Raw genomic sequence first — 3,525 nt, forward strand, 5'->3', positions numbered from 1 at the left:
CCGCTGGCCGGCAACCCCGCAACTGTCGAGGTTGCCGGCCAACGGCCGGCACTACCGCTCACGCGGTCATGTGCGCTTGCGGAACATCGAGATCACGGCCAGCACCAGGAACACCACGAACAGGATCCAGGCAATGTTGCTGGCGGCACCGGCAATGCCGGAGAAACCGAGCACGGCGGCGATGATGGCGATGACAAAGAAGATGACGGCGTAATGCAGCATGGTGCTCCTCGCAGGTGGTCGGCCGTGGGTGGCGTTGTGTCCATCCTGCGCATCTGCCGGTGTGCAACCGGTGATGGCGATCTCTGCGCGTAATGAAGGCTTCAGCGCGGTGATGCCGCCGTCATGATGCGGCCTTCAGCCGTCGCAGTCCTTCTTCGATGCTGACCTGCGGCACGTAGCCGAAATCACGGCGTGCCGGCTCCATGCTGTACCAGTGCGGCGTACACAGCTGCTCGGCCAGGAAGCGCGTCAGCGGCGGCTCGCCACGCAGGCGCAGCAGCGGCCACAGCCGCTCGCAGATCGCGCCGATGCGATACGCCGTCTTGAAGCTGATCGCCTTGTCCACGGTCGGTGCACCCACCGCCTGCAGCAGCTTGTTGACCAGCTCGCGCATCGGCAGCGGCTCGCCATTGGAAATGAAGTACGCCTTGCCGGCGCAGGCCGCGCCCGGTGCCAGCGCCTCGAAGGCGAGGAAATGCGCCAGCGCGGCGTTGTCGATGTAGGTGGTATCGACCTTGTTGTTGCCATCGCCCACCAGGCGCAGGCGGCCAGCGCGTGCACGATCGGCCAGGCGCGGCACCAGCTGCTGGTCGCCCGGGCCCCAGATCAGGCGCGGGCGCAGCGCCACGGTCGCCAGCGTGGCGTCGTTGGCCGCCAGCACCCGCTGTTCGGCAATGGCCTTGGTTGCTGCATACGGCGCCTGGAAGTCCTCGCCATAGGGCACGTCGTCCGCACCCAGTCCTTCCACCGGGTGCGTGGCGCGATGGGTCACGCTGGGCGTGGAGGTATAGACCAGCTTGCCGATGCCATGCGCGCGGCAGGCAGCGATGACGTTGTCGGTGCCGACCACGTTGGCCTGGTGATAGCTGTCATAGCTGCCCCACGCACCGGCCTTGGCGCCGTTGTGGAACACCGCATCGACGCCGGCCACTGCATGCAGCACCGCCTGCGGGTCGGCCAGGTCGCCGCGGATCTGGCCCACGCCCAGCGCCTGCAGTTCCGGGTAATGGCTGCGGTTGAACGCCAGCACCTGGTGGCCACGTTCGAGCAGGCCACGGCACAGCGCCTGGCCAAGGAAACCACCACCACCGGTGACCAGGATCTTCATGCGCGCTTCTCCAGTTCGGCGCGGGCCCAGACGGCGAGCTTCTCGCGGCCGATCTTGGCGTTGTGACGGATATCGACGGGGAACGCCGGATGCATCAGCACGTGTTCCAGCGTCAGCTCGGGCAGACGCGCAGCGGCCGTGGCATGCAGCGCCTCGCGCAAGGCAGGGCTGTCGGACTGGCCACGCTGCAGCTCCACGCACAGCACCGGCACCTGCGCACCGGCTGCGCCGACGCCGACCAGCGCCGTGCGTGCCACCCCGGGCACGGTGTTGAACACCGGCTCGACCTGTTCGGTGTACAGCGGCCCGTGCGCGGTTTCCACGCGATGGGTCTTGCGGCCACAGAACCACAGCCGCCCCTGCGCATCGAAGTAGCCGACATCGCCCATGCGATGCACGATGCGGACGCTGCCATCGGCCAGGGTTTCGCTGATCTTCGCCGCCGCGGTCGCCTGCGGACGGTTGAAGTAACTGTCGGTGGCGGTCGGCCCGGCCACGGTGATCTCGCCGATCTCGCCCACGGCCAGCACGCGCGCCTGCGACCAGTCCGGCAGCGGCGCGTCGTCGATGGCGATGATGCGCACCTCGTTGGGCGCGACCACGCTGCCGACGCAGGTGCCGGCACCGCCCTCGGTGGCCGCGCGCGTACGCTCCAGCTCGCGCCCCTCGACCACTGCCACCGGCAGGCACTCGGTGGCGCCATACGGTGTCCAGAACTGGGCATCGGCCGGCAGCAGGCTGCGGATGGTGGCGACCACGTCCGGCGGCACCGGTGCACCGGCGGAGGTCACCCGGGTCACCGACGGCAGCGGCCGCCCATGCCGTGCCAGCACCCGCATCAACGCCGGCGAGCCGAACAGCTGGGTCACGCCGAAACGCTGGATGGCGTCATGCAGGCGCGCCGGATCGGCCTGTGCCGGCAGGGTCGGGTCCATGTCCGGAATGACCGAGGTCAGGCCCAGCGCCGGATCGAACAGGGCAAACGGCGGGAAGGTCGGCAGGTCCACCCCACCCGCCTCCATGCCGAAGGCGCTGCCCAGCAGCTCGATCTGGCCGACGAAGTGGCGGTGGCGGTAAACCACGCCCTTGGGCACGCCGGTGGAGCCGCTGGTGAACAGGATCGCCGCGGTGTCCTCGCCATCGGTATCGGCCAGCATCGGGCCGCTGTTGGCGCCGGCACGCTCCAGCGCGGCCAGGGTGGTACCGCCCCAGCCCAGCCGGCGACCGACGGTAACCAGGCGGGTCGCCGAAGGCGCCCAGCGCAGCGCCAGCCGCGCCACGTGGGCCAGCGGGATGCCGATGAAGGCCTGCGGCTGTGCCTCGTCCAGGCACTGCTTCAGCGCGCGCTTGTCGATGCCCGGATCGACCAGCACCGGCACCGCGCCCAGCTTGAACAGGGCGAACATCAACAGGAAGAACTCCGGCGACGGCCGCACCATCACCACCGTACGCACCCCGCGGCCGATCCCGTAGCCGGCCAGGCCGGCCGCCATCGCATCGCTGCGGGCGTCCAGCTGGCGGTAATCGAGGGTCACGTCATAGGCCGCCATGCCGTTGCCGGCGCCGCGTCGGCCGGGGCAGCGGATGGCGATCTGGTCGGGGCGTTCACGCGCCAGCTCGGGCAGCCGCGCGGCGATGTTGCAGGATCGGTTCATCCGTTCATTGTCGCCGCTTACGGAATTTCTTGCGCGACGGCCGCCAGCGTGGAAAATCCGCATCCTCGTCCCTTTCCCGATGCCGCCCGAGGCGGCTTGCCCATGCAACATCCCTGCATGACCTGCGGCGCCTGCTGCACCCAGTACCGCGTGGCCTTCCACTGGATGGAATCGGACGAGGTCACCCCCGGCGGCGTGCCGCACCAGCTCACCGAGGTGCTGGACCCGCATCGCCTGTGCATGCGCGGCACCCATTCCAAGCCGGTGCGCTGCGTGGCGCTGGATGCGCAGATCGGCGTCTATTCGCGCTGCACGATCCATCCCAACCGGCCCAGCGTGTGCCGCGAAGTGGATGCGTCATGGGAATACGGCAAGGCCAGCCCGCAGTGCGACAAGGCGCGCATCGCCTATGGCCTGGATCCGCTGACCCTGGCCGACTGGCGCTGGCGCGACGAAGCAGGCAACGACGACGACCACCCGGACGACAACGGCAACAGCCCCTCGCCGCAGGCCCCGATCGCGGCGTAGTCCGGCGTGGCG

General features: G+C 69.4%; 4 protein-coding genes. 1 reads left to right on the forward strand and 3 read right to left on the reverse strand.

The features are described from left to right. Positions 1–66: 66 nt before the first annotated feature. The 3 genes from ACFX4F_RS20005 to oleC all read right to left on the reverse strand — a co-directional run bounded on the left by ACFX4F_RS20005 (position 67) and on the right by oleC (position 2,985). Complete coding sequence (locus ACFX4F_RS20005; protein WP_025875842.1) at positions 67–222, reverse strand: DUF1328 domain-containing protein; 156 nt, start codon at positions 220–222, stop codon at positions 67–69. A gap of 121 nt (positions 223–343) precedes the next feature. Then, on the reverse strand, positions 344–1,330 hold the full coding sequence (gene oleD, locus ACFX4F_RS20010; protein ID WP_099819560.1) for a 2-alkyl-3-oxoalkanoate reductase: 987 nt from the start codon (positions 1,328–1,330) through the stop codon (positions 344–346). Continuing rightward, positions 1,327–2,985 (reverse strand): olefin beta-lactone synthetase, encoded by a 1,659-nt coding sequence (gene oleC, locus ACFX4F_RS20015; protein ID WP_380658066.1) that lies wholly within the window; start codon positions 2,983–2,985, stop codon positions 1,327–1,329. Before oleC ends, oleD begins: the two co-directional genes overlap by 4 nt. Positions 2,986–3,087: 102 nt before the next feature. On the opposite strand from oleC, the gene ACFX4F_RS20020 reads away from it, so the two are divergent. Next, a complete protein-coding gene (locus ACFX4F_RS20020; protein WP_004135417.1) occupies positions 3,088–3,513 on the forward strand; it encodes a YkgJ family cysteine cluster protein in 426 nt (141 codons plus the stop codon). The last annotated feature ends 12 nt before the right edge of the window (positions 3,514–3,525 follow it).

The sequence above is a fragment of the Stenotrophomonas sp. YIM B13575 genome, assembly GCF_042787595.1.
GTDB classification, from domain to species: Bacteria; Pseudomonadota; Gammaproteobacteria; order Xanthomonadales; family Xanthomonadaceae; genus Stenotrophomonas; species Stenotrophomonas lactitubi_B.